12 protein-coding genes are annotated in these 20,132 nt (G+C 69.8%); 6 read left to right on the top strand and 6 right to left on the bottom strand.

Translation table 11 applies throughout. The features are described from left to right. The first annotated feature begins 87 nt into the window (after window positions 1-87). Entirely contained in the window at window positions 88-3,987 is a 3,900-nt protein-coding gene (locus ACIPSA_RS10720; RefSeq protein ID WP_402631530.1) for a DNA-directed RNA polymerase subunit beta', read from the top strand. 73 nt (window positions 3,988-4,060) lie between these two features. Here the strand turns inward: ACIPSA_RS10720 and ACIPSA_RS10715 are convergent, their stop codons facing one another. The 6 genes from ACIPSA_RS10715 to ACIPSA_RS10690 form a co-directional block, all read right to left on the bottom strand. Then, window positions 4,061-5,467, bottom strand: coding sequence for a M48 family metalloprotease (locus ACIPSA_RS10715; RefSeq protein ID WP_402631527.1), 1,407 nt, complete (start codon window positions 5,465-5,467; stop codon window positions 4,061-4,063). Window positions 5,468-5,509: 42 nt separating this feature from the next. After that, on the bottom strand, window positions 5,510-6,043 hold the full coding sequence (locus tag ACIPSA_RS10710) for a Pycsar system effector family protein (RefSeq protein WP_402631524.1): 534 nt from the start codon (window positions 6,041-6,043) through the stop codon (window positions 5,510-5,512). Beyond that, window positions 6,040-7,428: a PE-PGRS family protein gene (locus tag ACIPSA_RS10705; protein WP_402631522.1), complete on the bottom strand. Its 1,389-nt coding sequence runs from the start codon at window positions 7,426-7,428 to the stop codon at window positions 6,040-6,042. Before ACIPSA_RS10705 ends, ACIPSA_RS10710 begins: the two co-directional genes overlap by 4 nt. 30 nt (window positions 7,429-7,458) lie before the next feature. Continuing rightward, window positions 7,459-9,573 (bottom strand): hypothetical protein, encoded by a 2,115-nt coding sequence (locus tag ACIPSA_RS10700; RefSeq protein WP_402631519.1) that lies wholly within the window; start codon window positions 9,571-9,573, stop codon window positions 7,459-7,461. Next, window positions 9,570-10,391, bottom strand: coding sequence for a hypothetical protein (locus ACIPSA_RS10695; RefSeq protein WP_402631516.1), 822 nt, complete (start codon window positions 10,389-10,391; stop codon window positions 9,570-9,572). The genes ACIPSA_RS10700 and ACIPSA_RS10695 overlap by 4 nt, the downstream gene beginning before the upstream one ends. Before the next feature lie 875 nt (window positions 10,392-11,266). Further along, the gene (locus tag ACIPSA_RS10690) at window positions 11,267-11,974 is read right to left on the bottom strand and encodes a Crp/Fnr family transcriptional regulator (protein WP_402631513.1); all 708 of its coding nucleotides are present in this window, start codon (window positions 11,972-11,974) and stop codon (window positions 11,267-11,269) included. A gap of 378 nt (window positions 11,975-12,352) precedes the next feature. On the opposite strand from ACIPSA_RS10690, the gene rpsL reads away from it, so the two are divergent. The 5 genes from rpsL (at window position 12,353) to ACIPSA_RS10665 (ending at window position 20,024) form a co-directional block, all read left to right on the top strand. Continuing rightward, on the top strand, window positions 12,353-12,724 hold the full coding sequence (gene rpsL, locus ACIPSA_RS10685) for a 30S ribosomal protein S12 (RefSeq protein ID WP_003948652.1): 372 nt from the start codon (window positions 12,353-12,355) through the stop codon (window positions 12,722-12,724). A 2-nt stretch (window positions 12,725-12,726) separates the two neighbouring features. Then, window positions 12,727-13,197: a 30S ribosomal protein S7 gene (gene rpsG, locus ACIPSA_RS10680; protein ID WP_031045724.1), complete on the top strand. Its 471-nt coding sequence runs from the start codon at window positions 12,727-12,729 to the stop codon at window positions 13,195-13,197. A gap of 39 nt (window positions 13,198-13,236) precedes the next feature. Next, complete coding sequence (fusA, locus tag ACIPSA_RS10675) at window positions 13,237-15,363, top strand: elongation factor G (RefSeq protein WP_402631510.1); 2,127 nt, start codon at window positions 13,237-13,239, stop codon at window positions 15,361-15,363. 164 nt (window positions 15,364-15,527) lie between these two features. Continuing rightward, a complete protein-coding gene (tuf, locus tag ACIPSA_RS10670; RefSeq protein ID WP_402631507.1) occupies window positions 15,528-16,721 on the top strand; it encodes an elongation factor Tu in 1,194 nt (397 codons plus the stop codon). Between the two features lie 249 nt (window positions 16,722-16,970). Continuing rightward, window positions 16,971-20,024, top strand: a complete 3,054-nt coding sequence (locus tag ACIPSA_RS10665) for a glycosyl hydrolase 115 family protein (RefSeq protein ID WP_402631769.1) — start codon at window positions 16,971-16,973, stop codon at window positions 20,022-20,024. Window positions 20,025-20,132 lie beyond the last annotated feature (108 nt).

Genomic DNA, 20,132 nt, shown 5'->3' with positions numbered 1-20,132 from the left:
GCGGGGCCCTCACCCACAGGGCCCCGCCGACCCCCAGGCCCCCGTTTCAGACCACAGACTTACGACCCTGAGAGGGATTGACGCATAGTGCTCGACGTCAACTTCTTCGACGAGCTCCGGATCGGCCTGGCCACCGCGGACGACATCCGTCAGTGGAGCCACGGCGAGGTCAAGAAGCCCGAGACCATCAACTACCGCACCCTCAAGCCCGAAAAGGACGGACTCTTCTGCGAGAAGATCTTCGGTCCGACCCGGGACTGGGAGTGCTACTGCGGCAAGTACAAGCGTGTCCGCTTCAAGGGCATCATCTGTGAGCGCTGTGGCGTCGAGGTCACGCGCGCCAAGGTGCGCCGTGAGCGGATGGGCCACATCGAGCTCGCCGCGCCCGTCACGCACATCTGGTACTTCAAGGGCGTCCCGAGCCGTCTGGGCTACCTGCTCGACCTGGCTCCCAAGGACCTCGAGAAGGTCATCTACTTCGCGGCGTACATGATCACGTTCGTCGACGAGGAGCGCCGTACGCGCGACCTGCCCTCCCTGGAGGCGCACGTCTCCGTCGAGCGGCAGCAGATCGAGAACCGTCGCGACGCCGACCTGGAGGCCCGCGCCAAGAAGCTCGAGGGCGACCTGGCCGAGCTGGAGGCCGAGGGTGCCAAGGCCGACGTGCGCCGCAAGGTGCGCGAGGGTGCCGAGCGCGAGATGAAGCAGCTGCGCGACCGTGCGCAGCGCGAGATCGACCGTCTCGACGAGGTGTGGGCCCGCTTCAAGAACCTCAAGGTCCAGGACCTCGAGGGCGACGAGCTGCTCTACCGCGAGCTGCGTGACCGCTTCGGCACGTACTTCGACGGCTCGATGGGCGCCCAGGCCCTGCAGAAGCGCCTGGAGTCCTTCGACCTCGAGGAGGAGGCCGAGAAGCTCCGCGAGATCATCCGCACCGGCAAGGGCCAGAAGAAGACCCGCGCCCTCAAGCGCCTGAAGGTCGTCTCCGCGTTCCTGCAGACGTCCAACAGCCCCAAGGGCATGGTCCTCGACTGCGTGCCGGTCATCCCGCCGGACCTGCGTCCGATGGTGCAGCTGGACGGTGGCCGCTTCGCGACCTCCGACCTGAACGACCTGTACCGCCGTGTGATCAACCGCAACAACCGTCTGAAGCGGCTCCTGGACCTCGGTGCCCCGGAGATCATCGTCAACAACGAGAAGCGCATGCTTCAGGAGGCTGTTGACGCCCTCTTCGACAACGGTCGTCGCGGCCGCCCGGTGACGGGCCCCGGCAACCGCCCGCTGAAGTCCCTCAGCGACATGCTGAAGGGTAAGCAGGGTCGATTCCGTCAGAACCTGCTCGGTAAGCGTGTGGACTACTCCGCGCGTTCCGTGATCGTCGTCGGTCCGCAGCTGAAGCTGCACCAGTGCGGTCTGCCCAAGGCGATGGCGCTGGAGCTCTTCAAGCCGTTCGTGATGAAGCGCCTGGTCGACCTGAACCACGCGCAGAACATCAAGAGCGCCAAGCGCATGGTGGAGCGCGGCCGCACGGTCGTGTACGACGTCCTCGAAGAGGTCATCGCCGAGCACCCGGTTCTGCTGAACCGTGCTCCCACCCTGCACCGCCTCGGCATCCAGGCCTTCGAGCCGCAGCTGGTCGAGGGCAAGGCCATCCAGATCCACCCGCTCGTCTGCACCGCGTTCAACGCGGACTTCGACGGTGACCAGATGGCCGTGCACCTGCCGCTGTCCGCGGAGGCGCAGGCCGAGGCCCGCATCCTGATGCTGTCCTCGAACAACATCCTCAAGCCCGCCGACGGCCGTCCGGTGACGATGCCGACCCAGGACATGGTCCTCGGTCTCTTCTTCCTCACCACCGACGGCGAGCTGCGTGACACCAAGGGCGAGGGCCGGTCCTTCGGCTCCACGGCCGAGGCGATCATGGCGTTCGACGCCGGCGAGCTCGCGCTGCAGTCCGCGGTCGACATCCGCTTCCCGGTGGGCACCATCCCGCCGCGCGGCTGGACCCCGCCGGCGCAGGAGGAGGGCGAGCCGGAGTGGCAGCAGGGTGACACCTTCCGCCTGCGGACGACCCTGGGCCGCGCGCTCTTCAACGAGCTGCTGCCCGAGGACTACCCGTTCGTCGACTACTCGGTGGGCAAGAAGCAGCTCTCCGAGATCGTCAACGACCTGGCCGAGCGCTACCCCAAGGTCATCGTGGCGGCGACGCTCGACAACCTGAAGGCGTCCGGCTTCTACTGGGCGACCCGTTCCGGTGTCACCGTGGCCATCTCCGACGTCGTCGTTCCCGAGGCGAAGAAGGAGATCGTCCGCGGCTACGAGGCGCAGGACGAGAAGGTCCAGAAGCAGTACGAGCGCGGTCTGATCACCAAGGAAGAGCGCACTCAGGAGCTCATCGCGATCTGGACCAAGGCGACCAACGAGGTCGCCGAGGCGATGAACGCGAACTTCCCCAAGACGAACCCCATCTTCATGATGGTTGACTCGGGTGCCCGAGGAAACATGATGCAGATGCGGCAGATCGCCGGTATGCGTGGTCTGGTGTCGAACGCGAAGAACGAGACCATCCCGCGTCCGATCAAGGCCTCGTTCCGTGAGGGCCTGTCCGTGCTGGAGTACTTCATCTCCACGCACGGTGCCCGTAAGGGTCTCGCGGACACCGCTCTGCGTACCGCCGACTCGGGTTACCTCACCCGTCGTCTGGTCGACGTCTCCCAGGACGTCATCATCCGCGAGGAGGACTGCGGCACCGAGCGCGGCCTCAAGCTCCACATCGCGGAGCGCGGCGCGGACGGCGTCCTGCGCAAGGCGGACAACGTCGAGACCAGCGTGTACGCACGTGCGCTGGCCGAGGACATCGTCGTCGACGGCGTGGTGCTGGCCCCGGCCAACACCGACCTGGGCGACGTCCTCATCGACGAGCTGGTCAAGCACGGCATCGAGGAGGTCAAGACCCGCTCGGTCCTGACCTGCGAGTCCGCCGTCGGCACCTGCGCCATGTGCTACGGCCGCTCGCTGGCCACCGGCAAGCTGGTCGACATCGGTGAGGCGGTCGGCATCATCGCCGCCCAGTCCATCGGTGAGCCCGGTACCCAGCTGACGATGCGTACCTTCCACACCGGTGGTGTGGCCGGTGACGACATCACCCAGGGTCTGCCGCGTGTCGTCGAGCTCTTCGAGGCCCGTACCCCGAAGGGTGTCGCCCCGATCTCCGAGGCGGACGGTCGTGTCCGTATCGAGGAGACCGAGAAGACGAAGAAGATCGTCATCACGCCGGACGACGGCAGCGACGAGACGGCGTTCCCGATCTCGAAGCGTGCCCGGCTCCTGGTCAGCGAGGGCGAGCATGTCTCGGTGGGCCAGAAGCTCACCGTGGGTGCCACCAACCCGCACGACGTGCTGCGCATCCTGGGTCAGCGTGCCGTCCAGGTCCACCTGGTCGGCGAGGTCCAGAAGGTGTACAACTCGCAGGGTGTGTCGATCCACGACAAGCACATCGAGATCATCATCCGGCAGATGCTCCGCCGCGTGACGATCATCGAGTCCGGCGACGCCGAGCTGCTGCCCGGCGAGCTGGTCGAGCGCTCGAAGTTCGAGACCGAGAACCGTCGTGTGGTCCAGGAGGGCGGTCACCCGGCCTCCGGTCGTCCGCAGCTCATGGGTATCACCAAGGCCTCGCTGGCCACGGAGTCCTGGCTGTCGGCGGCGTCCTTCCAGGAGACGACCAGGGTGCTCACGGACGCGGCGATCAACGCCAAGTCCGACTCCCTGATCGGCCTCAAGGAGAACGTCATCATCGGTAAGCTCATCCCGGCCGGTACGGGTCTGTCCCGCTACCGCAACATCCGGGTCGAGCCGACCGAGGAGGCCAAGGCCGCGATGTACTCGGCCGTCGGCTACGACGACATCGACTACTCGCCGTTCGGCACCGGCTCCGGCCAGGCCGTCCCGCTGGAGGACTACGACTACGGTCCGTACAACCAGTAGGACGCGAGCGTCCGTTTGAAGGGCGGTCACCCCACGGGGTGGCCGCCCTTCGGCGTTTCCTACGGGGCCGCGCTCACAGCCCGGTGCGCAGATACGGCTCCAGACGGGCCAGCCGGGTGGCGTGGTCGGGGTGGGTGGACAGCAGCCGCGCCAGCGGCCCAGGCCGTTCCAGCCGCTGTCCGGCCGCCGCGGCGCGTGCGGCCTCCCCCTGCTCCTCGGCCTCCAGATGGTGCAGCACCTCGGTCATCTGCCGGGCGAAGCCGAGGGCGGCCGCCTGCTGGTCGGCCCGGAGCTCGCCCTGGCGCCCCGCATAGGCGAGCAGATACGGCGCGAGGACCAGCGGAATGGTCACGAACCACGCGCCGACCACCGCGAAGACGAAGAACATTCCCATGAACAGCACCAGGAACCCGGTCGCCAGCACGGAGAACCGGCTGGCCACCATCACGGTGACACTCGCCAGGAACTTGGTGACGGCCCAGGCGACCCGGCCGGGCAGCGAGTACCAGTAGCCGAGCAGCCCCGCCCAGGAGTGACCGCCGGTGTGATGGCCGAGCTCATGGGCGAGTACGGCGGCCAGGTTGGCGCTCGGGATCTCGTTCAGCGCGTACGTCGTGACGCTGACGACGTGCCCCGCGACCGCGGAGGCGTTCAGCTCGTCGCTGTTCTCGACCATCAGCTCGTACGTGTGCGCCTCTATGCCCGCGCGCGCGGTGACCTCGCGCCACACGGGCTCCAGCCGGGACAGCTCCAGGGCCGACGGCGCGCGGAGTTTCAGCACCTTACGGGCGAAGAGGAGTTCGGCGGGCCGGTGGAACACCAGCCCCCCGCTGGCCAGCCAGACGAGGACCGCGAGCCACCCGCCCACGGTCCCGCCGAACGCCGTCCCGACGGCGGCGACCACGACACCGCTCACCAGCGCCCCCGGCAGATGCACGACGAGCCGCCCCACGGCGGTGGCGTCGGCACCGCGCTGGTGGGCGGCGACGTGGACGCGGGAGCCGAGGTGACGGTAGTCGAGGTCGTCCGGGGCGGCGGCCTGCGGCGCCTGGGCAGCAAAGGGCGGGCCGGCGGGCTGGGGCACCTGGGAGGGGGCCGGGTGGGGTGGAGCGGTGGGCTGCAGGTGCGGGGGCGGTGGTGCCGCCGGGTACTGCGGGGCGGCGGCTCTCGGGTACTGAGGAGGGGGCGGGTACTGCGGGGCGGGAGTGGTGGGGTACTGCGAGGCGGGAGCGGTGGGGTACTGCGGGGCGGTGGCGGCTGTCGGATGGTCCGGGGTGGCGCCGGGATACGGGGGCGGTGGTGCCGTCGGGTACTGCGGGGTGGAGGCTGTCGGGTACTGAGGCGCGGCGGTTGTCGGATACTGCGGCGCGGGGGAGCCCGGATACGTAGGCGGTGCCGTCGGGTACGTCGGGGCGGACGGAGTGGTGGGGTACTGGGGCTCCGCAGGCGTGTAGGGATGGGGATCGGGTGTTTCCGGCATGGGGACGATTCCTTCGGGTGCTGTCTTTCGTGTGAGCGGGCGTCAGCCGACCAGCAGCGCGGTGGGGAGCAGTACCGTGCCGATGCAGAAGGCGATCAGGCCGGTGCGGATCCACTGGTGCTTGCGGGCGGCGATGCGGCTGGTCTCGGTGAGGGCCGCGGTGAGTGCGGCGACGGGGTCGCGCTCGGTGTCGGCGAGCGCGTCGGCCAACCTGCCCTCGCGCACGGCCTGTTGGACGTCGCCGAAATAGCAGAGGGGCTGGCCGGGGGTCCAGACGCCGGTGCGGTAGCGGGGCAGTACGGCGAGCAGCAGCGCCAGCAGAGACAGGGCCAGGGCGAGAGCGCCGGCCCACCACAGCAGGGTCCCCGCGGCCGACAGCACCCCCGGCTCCCACTGCCGCCCCGCCACCAGCCCGCTGAACGCTCCGGCCGTCAGCCCCAACGCGGCGACCAGTACGGCCGCCTTGCTGTCGGCCCGCGCGATCTCCCCCCGCATCTCGACGAGGAGCCGCTCGGCGGTGACGAGGCCGGGGGAGCCGACGGGTGCCGGCCGGGGCGTGGTCCCGGGTGCCGTCACGACGCCTCCGGATCCGGACCGGGCCGGGGCGGGGTGTACGGCGCGGGCATCGGCGGGGTGGCGGGCGCCGGAGCCTCGTGGACCGGGTGCCCGGGGAAGGGGCCGTGGACGGGGGTGTGCGGCGGGGCCGGGTCGCCGGGCATGCCCAGCGGGGGCGGCGTGACCGGGGCCGCGGGGCCGTACGCCGGTGCGGGCGGGGGCACGTAGGCCGTCGGTCCCGGTGCGGGCACAGGGGTCGCCGGTGCCGGGGCACCCGGAGGGATCGAGGCCGGCGGCGCGGCAGCAGGCGGTGCCGCCGCCCCGTACGGCTGCGACCCGGCCCCGTATGCCTGCGGCCCGGCCCCGTACCCCGGTGCCGGAGGCTGCCCCTGCGGCATCTGCCCCGGATACGCCGGCGCCTGCGGAGCCGCGGGCAGGGCCCCCGCCGCCCCCGGACCCGCCCCTCGCATACGGATGATCGCGTCGATCTCCTGGCGGACCTGCTTGAGGGACTCCGCCTTCTGGTAGTCCTCCAGTTCGTCACCGCCGATCAGCTCCAACTGGGCCTTTATGAAGGTCAGCTGGTCCTGGTGGATGTTGTCGATGACGAGCCGCGTGTCCTCGGGATGGGCGGCCAGGTGCAGGGCCCACGCGCCGACCCCGCCGTACTGGAGGTGGTACTGGTAGAAGTTGATCTTCTCGGCGATCAGCTGCTGCTGCTGCCGCTGCTGCAGCGCCTCCAGCTCGTACTGCTGCTGCGCCTGCCGCAGCCGGAACTCGTGTTCCGGGTCGAGCATCTCCGACTCGTAGCGCAGCGTCCGCCTCCGCTGCCGATGGGCGATCGCCTCGTCGTCGAGCCGCAGCCGCACCATGCAGGTGACCTCCAGCCCGATGCCCGCCGCGAAGGCCCCGGTCTCGACCGCCTGTTGGACCTCCACCTCCGCCGACGGGCTCTCCTCGATCGGGAAGCGCCGGCTGACCGGGCGGGCCAGCTGCTGCAGTTCGCGGGTCAGCCGGGTCGGCACATCGCGCTCACCGCTGCGTACGTAAGCCTCCGGATCCCGAACCCGCCACGTCAGGTCCGCCGTCGCGCCGAAGGCGAACGCGTCGTCGTCGCTCGGCAGCTCCAGCTCCAGCCGGACCGGGTGGCTGCCCATGTCCACCTCGTACACCGAGGTGTAGCGACGGGTCGCGGCGTCCGTACGGCTGGGGCGGTGCGGCGGGATGTACACGTCGTACTCGCCACCCGTCGTGGCGAAGACCAGCGCGTGGTCGATCGCGCCGACCACCCGCCGCGCGGTGTAGTCGAACCGTGAGATCGGCCGCACCGTGAGCACCGGGTCGATCAACGCGCTGTGCCGGTCGGCCTGTTGCTGCCACTCCGGCTGACGGCGGAAGTCCGCCATGGGTCAACTCCTCGGGAATTGCATAATCGGTCAGGAAAGAGTCGAAGCGGCGGGCCGGAGCACGTCGAGCAGCCGGTCGGCGACCGGTGGCCGCGGCCCCCCGTCCTCCGCGCGCATCGTGCGCAGTTCGTGGTCGAGCCGGTCACGGTCGGCCGCCTCGACGACCAGCGCGGGCAGCAGCAGCTCCAGCGCCCGGGCCGCGTCCGCCCGGCGCTGGGCGACATGCACCCAGGTGTGCAGCGCGCCCAGCGCCTGCCGGGTGTGGGCCCGGTCGCCCAGGGCCGCGCGCCACAGGGTCGCGAGGTCGCGGGCCGAGTCGGGCTCGTACATGCCGGTGTCGGCGTACCACTCGACGAGCGCGCCCTCCTCGGCGTTGTCGCAGGCGCGTACGAAGGCGTTCAGGGCGAGGGCGCGCACCGCCGGAGTGTCGTGGTACAGCAGCCGTACCAGCTCGGAGAGCATCTCCCCGCGACGCGCACCCACGGACAGCAGCAGGGCCGTCGACTCGATCAGGTTGTCCGCCTCGGCCGCGCTGCTGACGTCCGCCCGCGCCCGGCCCGCCAGCGCCGCCAGGGCCGGGCCCGCCAGCTCGGGGCGGAGCGGCGCGAGCAGGCCGAAGGCGCGGATCGCGGTCCAGCGGCGGGCCCAGTGCGGGTCCGTGCACCACTGGGTGAGCAGGCGCAGTACGGCGGGCGCGTCGAGGAGCTGGGCCAGGGTGAGCGTGTTGGCGGCCGTCACCCTGGGGCCGAAGGCCTTCGAGTCGGCCCAGCCGTCGATGAGCAGCGCGATCGCCGAGGGCAGGTCGGCGGCGGCCAGCAGCGCGGCGGCCGCGGCGGCCCGGGTGCGCACCACCGGCCGCCCGTCCCGGGCCAGCTCCCGCAGCCACGCCACCAGCGCGGGCCGGGCGGAGGGGTGCCCCGTCCAGACCTCGGTGAGCAGCACGGGCGCGGTGCGCTCCTCCCGGAACCCCGCCACGAACTGCGGTACGGCACCCCAGTCGGTCTGCTCGTCCCGCAGCTCCCCCTCCGCGTGCGCCCGCTCCAGCCGGTCCGCGGCCGAGGGCCCGAACACCGGGATCTCCGGAGGCAGCTCGGGATGCTGCAGCTTCTGGAAGTGCACGAAGAGGCGGTCCGCGAGCTCGGCGGCGAGCACGTACGGGGCCTGGTCGAAGACCGCGAGCGAGATCAGGAACGCCTTCTCGCGCAGATCCGTGTCCGGTGCGCCCAGCCAGCTCCGGCACTGCTTCTCCACCGCGGCCTGCCCGAAGTCCGCGAGCCGGGCGCCCGCCTCGGCACTCCCGTCGTACGCGGCCAGCTCCCGTGCGAACTCGGCGGCCTCGGCGGGCCGCCGCCCGCGCGCGAGGAACTCCCGCACCGGAGCGAGCGCCAGCAGCCGCACCGTCTCGCCCCGCCGTCGTACCGCCAGATGCGCCCGTACGACGTCCTCGGCCGCCGGCGGCTCCCACGGCGTCGGCGTGACGCCCTGCAGGAACGGTGACTTCTCGACCGTGACCACCAGGTGGCCGTCGGTCTTCTTGAGCTGGTCCACGGCCGCGTAGAGGTGGGTGTCGCGCAGCGGCCGGTTGCGGGTCAGCGGCAGGTCGCGCAGCACCTGGCCGCCCGGCCGGGTGAGCTGCGCGGGCAGGGTCGCGGGGGTCGTCTCGGCGGGCAGGGCGTGTACGGCGGGCACGCCGAGGCGGTGCAGCAGCATCAGGGCGGCGGCGTAGCGGCCGGCGGCATGCGGGCCGGACAGGACGACGAACCGCTCCTGCCGCAGCCGGCGCAGGGCGGCCTCGAAGGCGGGGCCCTCGGCGAAGACCGCGTCCAGGGCGTCGAGCTCGGCCCGCGGGACCTCTCCGGAGGCGTACGAGGCGGCCGTCGGGCCGTGGTGGTGGATCTCGGTCTTGCCGCCCATGAAGACGTCTCCGGCGACCTGCCCGCCGGACACCCCGTGCTGGGCCCCGCCGACCAGGCTGCCCCCGAAGGAGGCCGCCGAGCCGAGGATGAAGCCCGGGGTGTGGGCGAACAGCTCACGCTGGGCGGCGCGGGCCTCCCGGGCGCTCTCGGCCTCCTCCTCGGGTCTGTCGCCGTCGGGCTCCTGCGCGGCCTCCGTGTCCGGCGGCCGCTGCTCGGGCGGAACCGTCACGCCGCGTCACCCCCGGTCCCGCCGAGGTGCACGTCCCCGTGGACCGTGCCGCCGGACACCCCGTGCTGGTCACCGGCGACGAGACCGCCGCCGAAGCTCGGCGCGCCGCCGCTGAAGTTGAAGACGACACCACCCGCGGGCGGAGCCGGGGGCGACGTCCGCCCCGGTGCCGGGCCGTCCCCCGAGGCACCCGGCACCGGGGCTCCCCCCGCCCCCGTTTCACAGTGGTCGTCGGGCCCGGTCGCCCCGTCCGGCACCGGGCCGTGCAGCCACGCCTTCAGCGGGCCGTTCTTGCTGTCCACGGTCACCTCGTGGAAGTCCCCCGCCGGGATCCCGGTGTGGTCGTGCCGCACGATCCCGGTGTAGACGCCCTCCGAGACGCACAGCGCGAAGTCGTCCCGGCGCTCGCGCAGCGTGGCGCGCAGCAGACCGGCGTCGAGGAGGCGGCAGGCGTGGTTGAGGTCGGAGCCGACCCAGCCGTGCGCGTCGATGGCGACGTATCCCGAGGCGACGACCCCGCGCAGCCGGATCTGCGCCGAGCTGGACGCCATGCGGTTGACCGCCCGCAGCTGGGCCGGGACCTCGGTGAGCAGGGCGCGCAGCAGGGCCGGCACGGAGGAGTTGGCGTCGATCAGCTCCATCACGGAGTCCCCGCGGTCGGCCCGCAGCCGCTGCGTCTCGTCGATGCCGGCGCTCTCCAGGGCGCGGTCGGTGACGTCGTACAGCATCCGCCGTAAGTAGGCCTGCTCGACGTCGTCCCGGTCGCTGTACCGCTCGATGTCGAGCAGGAGGATCGTCCGGCTCACGGGATCGCTCATGATCGCCTCTCGGGAAGGGGGCTGTCGCCCGGCGAGATGAGAAGAGTGGCGCGTGGGGCGACCTCGGGGAGAGGGCGGATGACGCACTCGGAGTGTGACGGTGTGCACAGAACGCGGCCCGCCGGTCGGCGTCGGGCCGCACGACCGAGCCCGTCGGGCGTTCGAGGACGAGGCCGGTCAGCCCGAAGGGGGGTCCGGGGCGGCAGCCCGGGGCCGCCGAACCGGGCGTGGCACGGGACGGGTACGGGCACTGCCCGCGGGCACGGCCGCACGCGTCGGCGGTTCGGGAGCCCGCCCGGGCATACGCGCTGTTGAGACAGGCCGCGGGCTGTGGCGCGGCCCCGTTCTGACCGGCGCAAGGCCGTGCCGGTGGGAGGGCATGCCGGTGGAAGGCCGTGCCGGTGGAAAGCCACGTCGGTGGACGGCTATGTCAGTGGACGGTGATGCCGTGGACGGCCAGCCGACGGCCGTGCCGGTGGAAGGCCGTGCCGGTGGAAAGCCACGTGGACGGCTATGTCAGCGGACGGTGATGCCGTGGACGGCCAGCCGACGGCCGTGTCGGCGGAAGGTCGTGCTGGCGGAAAGCCACGTCGGTGGACGGCTATGTCAGCGGACGGTGATGCCGTGGACGGCCAGCCGACGGCCGTGTCGGCGGAAGGCCGTGCCGGTGGAAAGCCACGTGGACGGCTATGTCAGCGGACGGTGATGCCGTGGACGGCCAGCCGACGGCCGTGTCGGTGGAAGGTCGTGCTGGTGGAAAGCCACGTCGGTGGACGGCTATGTCAGTGGACGGTGATGCCGTGGACGGCCATGTCAGCCGACGGCCATGCCGATGGACGGCCGTGCCGGTGGACGGCCACCTCGGTGCGGGCGCCTCAGAACTCCGCCCGCGCGATCCGCCGCAGCACATCCATCCGTACGATCCGCAGCGTTCGCCTCCCGGTGACCACCACCCCGCGGTCCCGCAGCTCCTTCAGCAGCCGCTGCACCATCTCCCGGGACGCCCCCACCGACCCGGCCAGCTCCTGCTTGCTGAGCGGGACGAGGAGCTCGACGCCGGTCTCGGTGTAGACGGCGTTCGTGCGGGCCAGCTCCAGCAGGAGGGCGGCCAGGCGCTCCCGTACGTGCATGGAGGCGAACTCCAGGCGGCGCTGGTCGGCCGCGCGCATGCGGTCGGAGGTGAGGCCGAGGAGGGCGTAGGAGACGCCGGGGGAGCGGCCGAGGAAGTCGGTGAAGCGGTCCCGGTCCACGGCGACCGCGCGAACCGGCTCCAGGGCGGTCACGGTGGCCGAGCGCGGGCGTCCGGTGAGCGCGGCCGACTCGCCGACGATGTCTCCGGGGCCGCGCAGCGCGAGCAGCGCCTCGTAGCCGTTGGCGGCGGCCGCGGTCACCTTGGTCCAGCCGTGGATGACGAAGAGGACGTACGAGGAGGGCTCGTGCTGGTGGAGCAGGACGTCCCGGGGGCGGAAGGCGAGCTCACGGCCGAGGCCGAGCAGTGTCTCGCGGTCGCCCTTCTCCAGGCGAGCGAGGAAGGGTACCCGGTCGTCGAGACCGGTCCCGTCAGGTAAGTCGGCCGCCGTCATGCGTTCCCCCGTCCCCGTGATCGGCACAGCAACCGCTCAACGTACTGAACAAGCCGTTGGCATGGGCACCAAACCGGGCCTAACTCGCCTGACATTCACTCGGGGCCCACAATTGGTACGGTGACAAATCCGGCGTGTCGGGGCGCACTGCATTTGTTTTGACCGAAGTCCGTGAGGTAGGTACGCTCAGACCTTGTGCCTGGGGTGTGCCCTGGCTCTCGTGCGTGCCTTCAACCGCATGGCGAGCCGACACCGGCCACCGTGATCCGCGCCTCTTCGCCTTGCGGCAAAGGTCCGCGAGATTCGACACACCCGACCGCGTGGGTCGGCGACGTTCCAGGTTAGCTTCACCATCGGCACACAGAAACCGGAGAAGTAGTGCCTACGATCCAGCAGCTGGTCCGCAAGGGCCGGCAGGACAAGGTCGAGAAGAACAAGACGCCCGCACTCGAGGGTTCCCCTCAGCGTCGTGGCGTCTGCACGCGTGTGTTCACGACCACCCCGAAGAAGCCGAACTCGGCCCTGCGTAAGGTCGCGCGTGTGCGTCTGACCAGCGGGATCGAGGTCACCGCCTACATTCCGGGTGAGGGACACAACCTGCAGGAGCACTCCATCGTGCTCGTGCGCGGCGGCCGTGTGAAGGACCTGCCCGGTGTTCGCTACAAGATCATCCGCGGTTCGCTTGACACCCAGGGTGTCAAGAACCGCAAGCAGGCCCGCAGCCGCTACGGCGCCAAGAAGGAGAAGTAAGAATGCCTCGTAAGGGCCCCGCCCCGAAGCGCCCGGTCATCATCGACCCGGTCTACGGTTCTCCTCTGGTTACCTCCCTCATCAACAAGGTGCTGATGAACGGCAAGCGCTCCACCGCCGAGCGCATCGTGTACGGCGCCATGGAGGGCCTGCGCGAGAAGACCAGCAACGACCCGGTCATCACGCTGAAGCGCGCGCTGGAGAACATCAAGCCGACCCTCGAGGTCAAGTCCCGCCGTGTCGGTGGTGCGACGTACCAGGTTCCGATCGAGGTCAAGCCCGGTCGTGCCAACACGCTCGCGCTGCGCTGGCTGGTCGGTTACTCCCGCGCCCGTCGCGAGAAGACCATGACCGAGCGTCTGCTCAACGAGCTTCTCGACGCTTCGAACGGCCTCGGTGCGGCCGTCAAGAAGCGCGAGGACACGCACAAGATGGCCGAGTCCAACAAGGCCTTCGCGCACTACCGCTGGTAGTCGCTACCCACATCGAGACCGAGAGAAGACTGAAGCCTTATGGCTACCACTTCACTTGACCTGGCCAAGGTCCGCAACATTGGGATCATGGCCCACATCGACGCGGGCAAGACGACCACCACCGAGCGGATCCTGTTCTACACCGGTGTGTCTTACAAGATCGGTGAGGTCCACGACGGCGCTGCCACCATGGACTGGATGGAGCAGGAGCAGGAGCGTGGCATCACGATCACCTCTGCTGCCACCACCTGTCACTGGCCGCTGGAAGACGTCGATCACACCATCAACATCATCGACACGCCGGGCCACGTCGACTTCACCGTCGAGGTGGAGCGTTCGCTGCGCGTGCTGGACGGTGCCGTGACGGTGTTCGACGGCGTCGCCGGCGTTGAGCCCCAGTCCGAGACGGTGTGGCGTCAGGCGGACCGCTACGGCGTTCCGCGCATCTGCTTCGTCAACAAGCTCGACCGGACCGGTGCCGAGTTCCACCGCTGCGTCGACATGATCTCTGACCGCCTGGGCGCTCAGCCGATCGTCATGCAGCTCCCGATCGGTGCCGAGGCCGACTTCAAGGGCGTCGTCGACCTGGTGACGATGAAGGCCCTGGTCTGGTCCGCCGAGGCCACCAAGGGCGAGATGTACGACGTCGTCGACATCCCGGCCACGCACACCGAGGCTGCCGAGGAGTACCGCGGCAAGCTGATCGAGGCCGTCGCCGAGAACGACGAAGAGATCATGGAGCTGTACCTGGAGGGCGAGGAGCCTTCCGTGGAGCAGCTGTACGCCGCGATCCGTCGTATCACCATCGCGTCCGGCAAGTCCAAGGACATCACGGTCACCCCGGTGTTCTGTGGCACCGCGTTCAAGAACAAGGGCGTCCAGCCCCTGCTCGACGCGGTCGTGCGCTACCTGCCCTCCCCCCTGGACGTCGAGGCCATCGAGGGCCACGACGTGAAGGACCCGGAGGTCGTGGTCAAGCGCAAGCCGTCCGACGACGAGCCGCTGTCCGCGCTGGCGTTCAAGATCATGAGCGACCCGCACCTCGGCAAGCTCACCTTCGTCCGGGTCTACTCGGGCCGCCTGGAGTCCGGCACGGCCGTGCTGAACTCCGTCAAGGGCAAGAAGGAGCGCATCGGCAAGATCTACCGCATGCACGCGAACAAGCGTGAGGAGATCGAGTCGGTGGGCGCCGGCGACATCATCGCCGTCATGGGTCTGAAGCAGACCACGACCGGTGAGACGCTGTGCGACGACAAGCAGCCGGTGATCCTGGAGTCCATGGACTTCCCGGCGCCGGTCATCCAGGTCGCCATCGAGCCCAAGTCGAAGGGTGACCAGGAGAAGCTGGGCGTCGCGATCCAGCGCCTGGCCGAGGAGGACCCGTCCTTCCAGGTCCACTCGGACGAGGAGACCGGCCAGACCATCATCGGTGGTATGGGCGAGCTGCACCTCGAGGTGCTGGTCGACCGTATGCGCCGTGAGTTCAAGGTCGAGGCCAACGTCGGCAAGCCGCAGGTCGCGTACCGCGAGACGATCCGCAAGGCCGTCGAGCGCGTCGACTACACGCACAAGAAGCAGACTGGTGGTACCGGCCAGTTCGCCAAGGTGCAGATCGCGATCGAGCCGCTCGAGGGTGGCGACACCTCGTACGAGTTCGTGAACAAGGTGACCGGTGGTCGTATCCCGAAGGAGTACATCCCTTCGGTCGACGCCGGTGCGCAGGAGGCCATGCAGTTCGGCATCCTCGCCGGCTACGAGATGACGGGCGTCCGCGTCACGCTTCTCGACGGTGCCTACCACGAGGTCGACTCCTCCGAGCTCGCCTTCAAGATCGCCGGTTCGCAGGCCTTCAAGGAGGCCGCGCGCAAGGCCAGCCCCGTGCTGCTCGAGCCGATGATGGCCGTCGAGGTCACCACGCCCGAGGACTACATGGGTGAGGTCATCGGCGACATCAACTCCCGCCGTGGTCAGATCCAGGCCATGGAGGAGCGGGCCGGTGCCCGCGTCGTGAAGGGCCTCGTGCCCCTGTCGGAGATGTTCGGCTACGTCGGCGACCTCCGCAGCAAGACGTCGGGTCGCGCAAGCTACTCGATGCAGTTCGACTCCTACGCCGAGGTTCCGCGGAACGTCGCCGAGGAGATCATCGCGAAGGCCAAGGGCGAGTAACGCACCGCGTTCACACGCTTTAGGCTTGACTCCGGAGCCTCAAGGGGCATTCATCCGCGTTCGTGTCGTTCGCGGGTGTTTGCCCCGGGGCCCGGGACTTAACAGCAAAGATCACCTGGCGCCGATGAACCAAGGCGTACAGCACACTCCACAGGAGGACCCCAGTGGCGAAGGCGAAGTTCGAGCGGACTAAGCCGCACGTCAACATCGGCACCATCGGTCACATCGACCACGGTAAGACGACCCTCACGGCCGCCATTACCAAGGTGCTGCACGACGCGTACCCGGACCTGAACGAGGCCACCGCGTTCGACAACATCGACAAGGCGCCCGAAGAGCGTCAGCGCGGTATCACCATCTCCATCGCGCACGTCGAGTACCAGACGGAGACCCGTCACTACGCCCACGTCGACTGCCCGGGTCACGCGGACTACATCAAGAACATGATCACCGGTGCCGCGCAGATGGACGGCGCGATCCTCGTGGTCGCCGCCACCGACGGCCCGATGCCGCAGACCAAGGAGCACGTGCTCCTGGCCCGCCAGGTCGGCGTTCCGTACATCGTCGTCGCCCTGAACAAGGCCGACATGGTGGACGACGAGGAGATCCTGGAGCTCGTCGAGCTCGAGGTCCGTGAGCTCCTCTCCGAGTACGAGTTCCCGGGCGACGACCTGCCGGTCGTCCGCGTCTCCGCGCTGAAGGCGCTCGAGGGCGACGCCGAGTGGACCAACTCCGTCCTCGACCTGATGAAGGCCGTCGACGAGTCCATCCCGCAGCCTGAGCGTGACGTCGACAAGGCGTTCCTCATGCCGATCGAGGACGTCTTCACGATCACCGGTCGCGGTACGGTCGTCACCGGCCGTATCGAGCGTGGTGTCCTCAAGGTCAACGAGACCGTCGACATCATCGGCATCAAGACCGAGAAGACCACCACCACGGTCACCGGTATCGAGATGTTCCGCAAGCTGCTCGACGAGGGCCAGGCCGGTGAGAACGTCGGTCTGCTGCTCCGTGGCATCAAGCGCGAGGACGTCGAGCGCGGCCAGGTCATCATCAAGCCGGGTTCGGTCACGCCGCACACCGAGTTCGAGGCCCAGGCCTACATCCTGTCCAAGGACGAGGGTGGCCGCCACACGCCGTTCTTCAACAACTACCGTCCGCAGTTCTACTTCCGTACGACTGACGTGACCGGTGTTGTGACCCTCCCCGAGGGCACCGAGATGGTCATGCCGGGTGACAACACCGAGATGTCGGTGCAGCTCATCCAGCCCATCGCCATGGAAGAGGGCCTGAAGTTCGCCATCCGCGAGGGTGGCCGCACGGTGGGCGCCGGCCAGGTCATCAAGATCACGAAGTGATCTTGAACTGACCCGGCCAGGTCTCTGACCTGGTAGCTGTCGGAGGGGCCCGTACGACTTCGGTCGTACGGGCCTCTTTGCTGTTCGAAAGTATTCGGCGCGTACGACCCCTGGTTCACGCGAGCCATGCACCCCACTATTTGTCATGCCGCTGACCAAATTCGGGTGGAGGGGTGAGGCATGTCCGGACGTGTCAGCCGGAGGACCGTACTGGGAGCGGGGCTTGCCGCGATGCCCGCGATGCCTGCGATGCCCGTGCTGTCGTCGGGGCTCGCATGGGCGGAGGCCGATGACCTCAGGGTGACCGACCCGGGGGCGTGCATCTCCTTCACGGCCGGAGCCTTCTCCCTGGTGGGCGCCCCGGTCGTGGTGAGCGCCGACGACCACCCCGGGGTCGTACGGGTGGCAGGAGACCTACGGGACGACATAGAGCGGGTCACGGGCGTACGGCCCGCCTCGACGATCGCCCGCTCCGCCGTGCTGGTCGGGACGATCGGCCGCAGCCCGCTGATCGACGCGTTGGTCGAGAGCGGGAAGCTGGACGTGTCGGGCGTGCGGGGCCGCTGGGAGACGTCACTGCAGACGGTGGTCGACCACCCGATGCCGGGAGTGGACCGGGCCTTCGTCATCGCCGGGGGCGACCCGCGCGGCACGATCTTCGGGGCGTACGACGTCTCGTACGGCATCGGCGTCTCGCCCTGGCACTGGTGGGACGACGTACCGCCGGTGCGTCGCGACGAGGTGTGGGTGCGGGCGGGGAGGTACACGCAGGGCACCCCGGCGGTGAAGTACCGCGGCTTCTTCATCAACGACGAGAACCCGGCGCTGGGCACGTGGGCACCGGCGTACTTCGGGCCGGGGAAAGCACCCGGCTACCCCGGAGGCTTCAACGCGGACTTCTACGCGAAGATCTTCGAGGTGCTGCTGCGCCTGAAGGGGAACTACCTCTGGCCGGCGGTGTGGGGCCGTGCCTTCGCGGAGGACGACCCGGAGAACCACCGGCGGGCAGCGGAGTACGGCGTGGTCATGGGCACGTCTCACGAGGCGCCGATGATGCGGGGCATCGAGGAGTGGAACCGGCACGCCGTGGCGGGCCGAGACCCCTACGGGGGGACGGGGGAGTGGTCGTACCGCCGCAACGCGGAGGCGATCAGGGCGTACTGGCGGGCCGGGATCCAGCGGATGGTGGACGAGGGCTTCGAGGGCGTGGTGACCCTCGGGATGCGGGGCAACGGCGACACCAGCCTCCCCGACGGCGACGGCATCGAGCTGATGCGGGAGATCATCGCGGCGCAGCGGCAGATCATCGAGGAGATGACGGGCCGGCCCGCGTCGGAGACCCCGCAGGTGTGGACGCTGTACAAGGAGGTACAGCGGTACTGGGACCGGGGCCTCCGGGCGCCGGAGGACGTGACGGTGGTCCTCACGGACGACAACTGGGGAAACATCCGCAAGCACCCGGACCCGGGGGTGGGCGCGCGGGCCGGGGGCCACGGCCTTTACTACCACTTCGACTACGTCGGGGCGGGCCGCAACTACAAGTGGGTGGACACGGCGAACCTCCGCAACGTTTGGGACCAGCTCCACCAGGCGCACGCGTACGGCAACCACGGGCTGTGGGTGGCGAACGTCGGGGACCTGAAGGGGAACGAGGTACCGACGGAGTTCTTCCTCGACTACGCGTGGAATCCGGATCGTTGGGGGATCGGCGACCTTCCGGAGTGGGAGCGACGATATGCGCGGCAGAACTTCGGCGCCGAGTGGTCCGAGCCGATCGCCGAGATACTCGCGTCGTACGGCCGGCTTCAGGCTCGCCGGAAGCCGGAACTGCTGAACCGCCGCATCACGGTGGCCGACGGCCAGGTGGCCTACGACGACCAGCAGACGCCGTACTCCTTCGGGCACCGGGAGCTGGAGCGGGTGACCGAGGAGTGGCGGGATCTGGGGAAGCGGGCGGAGCGGATCGGCCGCCGGCTGCCCGCGGCCGTACAGGACGCGTGGTTCGAGCTGGTGGGCTACGAGGTCCAGGCGACGGCGAACCTGTACGCGCTCCGGCAGGCCGAGTTCACGAACCTGCTGTACGCGAGGCAGGGCCGGGCCGCGACGAACGACCGGGCGGCGGAGGCGGAGAAGGCACTGGAGCGGGACTTCGCGTTGGCCGACCGCTTCAACTCCCAGGTAGCGGAAGGCAAATGGAAGAACTTCCAGACCCAACCGCACATCGACTACGGGGACGTCGACCGCTACGGCCCGAACGCGCCGTGGCAGCAGCCGGAGAAGGACAACGTGGCGTTGCCGGATGTGCTGTTCCCGGCGGTACGGCGGATCGAGCTGCCGTCGGCCGCCGAGCTGGGGGTGTCGGTGGACGGCTCCGAGGACTCGGGGGAGTGGTGGCCGGGCGGTTCACCGGGGCAGGCGAGACTCCCGGAGTTCAGCCCGTACCAGACACGCCCGCAGCAGTACGTGGAGGTCTTCAACAGGGGCCGTACGCCCTTTGACTACCGGGTCGAGACCTCGGCGCCGTGGCTGCGGGTGGACCGTCCGCGGGGCCGGGTGGAGCGGCAGGTACGGCTGGAGGTACGGGTGGACTGGGACCGGGCGCCCGAGGGCCGGAGCGAGGCGGAACTGACGGTGACCGGGGGTGGGGCCGGTGCCGGGGGCGGGGGCCGGGCTGAGGCTTCGGTGACCGTGATGTGCGTGGCGGAGAAACCGATGGCGACGGGGGCGTTGCGGGTGCTGCGGGCCTTGCGGGCCTTGCGGGCCTTGCGGGTGCTGCGAGGCTTCGTCGAGGCGGGCGGTTACGTGGCGATCGACGCGGAGCACCACGACCGCGCGGTGGGCGAGTGGCGGTGCCTGGACGGCATCGGCCGCACCGGGGCGGGAATGACCCCATGGCCGGTCACGGCACCGAGGCAGACGCCGGGCGGGGCGGCATCCCCTCGCCTGGAGTACGAGGTGAGCCTGCTGTCGGCGGGGGAGGTGACGGTGTGGGCGTACCTGTCGCCACGGAACCCGGCACTGCCGACGGGAGGGCTGCGGTATGCGGTGTCCTTCGACGGCGACGTGCCCCAGTCGGTCGACATCAACGTGGGCGCGGATGACGGCCTGCTGAATGCGACGTGGGCACGCAACACGTCCGACAACGTGAACCGGACGGCGACGAGGCATGTGCTCGGGTCGGCCGGCGTGCACCGGCTGAAGTTCTGGATGGTGGACCCGACGGTGGTGCTGCAGCGGTTGGTGATCGACACGGGCGGGCTGACATCGACGTATCTGGGCCCGCTGGAGAGCAGGCGACTTTAGAGGTCACCGTGGGGCCGCCCGCTTCTTTGTCAGTGTCGTGCTTCCGCGCCCCGAGTAAAGGGCGCTCCCTTCGGTCGCGTCGGCTTCGCCGATGGCCCTGCGGGCCAC

The organism is Streptomyces sp. NPDC086549 (assembly GCF_044746205.1).
In the GTDB taxonomy this organism is placed as follows: Bacteria; Actinomycetota; Actinomycetes; order Streptomycetales; family Streptomycetaceae; genus Streptomyces.
This window is presented reverse-complemented; position numbering and strand designations above follow the sequence as displayed.